At 40.1% G+C, this 451-nt stretch carries 1 protein-coding gene; it reads right to left on the reverse strand.

Going from position 1 to position 451, the window contains the following annotated elements:
• The coding region (locus tag KH893_RS12180; protein ID WP_486606304.1) for an SGNH/GDSL hydrolase family protein at window positions 1-406 on the reverse strand (406 nt) is incomplete at its 3' end.
• Window positions 407-451: the final 45 nt, after the last annotated feature.

A 451-nucleotide genomic window follows, 5' to 3' on the forward strand; every position in this document is an offset into this window, starting at 1 on the left:
CCCAATATACTTGTCGAGAACCCGCAATTGAACGTACTTCTTGAATATTTTGTGCAGAAATCTCCCCATTTGTTCCAATAATCATCAAAATAATCGGATCGAGCTTGCCTTCTTTTTTTAAGTGCCGCAAAATATTGATCGCATCAAGTGTATGCCGGCCAACCTTTGCATTAACAATCGTCTTAGGCATCACCCATTGAATATCCGGGCCGACATCCAATAAAACCGAATCGCCAATTGCGGTAATATTCAAAGCTTCAACCTTATGAATATTTTTGCTACTTGTACCAAAAATAGAAGCCAATTGTTGCTCATGTGAATCAGCACTGCTGGAAGCGGAAGCAGTTGAAGAGGAAGACGAACTTTTTCTTTCTTGAACAGCTTTGCTGTTTTGCTTATCGATCATCTTCGAACTCCTATTAAGTTTTCGTTGAAGCTGGTCGGCATCTTT

Origin of the sequence: Liquorilactobacillus sicerae, assembly GCF_029916425.1 — a bacterium.
Classification (GTDB): Bacteria; Bacillota; Bacilli; order Lactobacillales; family Lactobacillaceae; genus Liquorilactobacillus; species Liquorilactobacillus sicerae.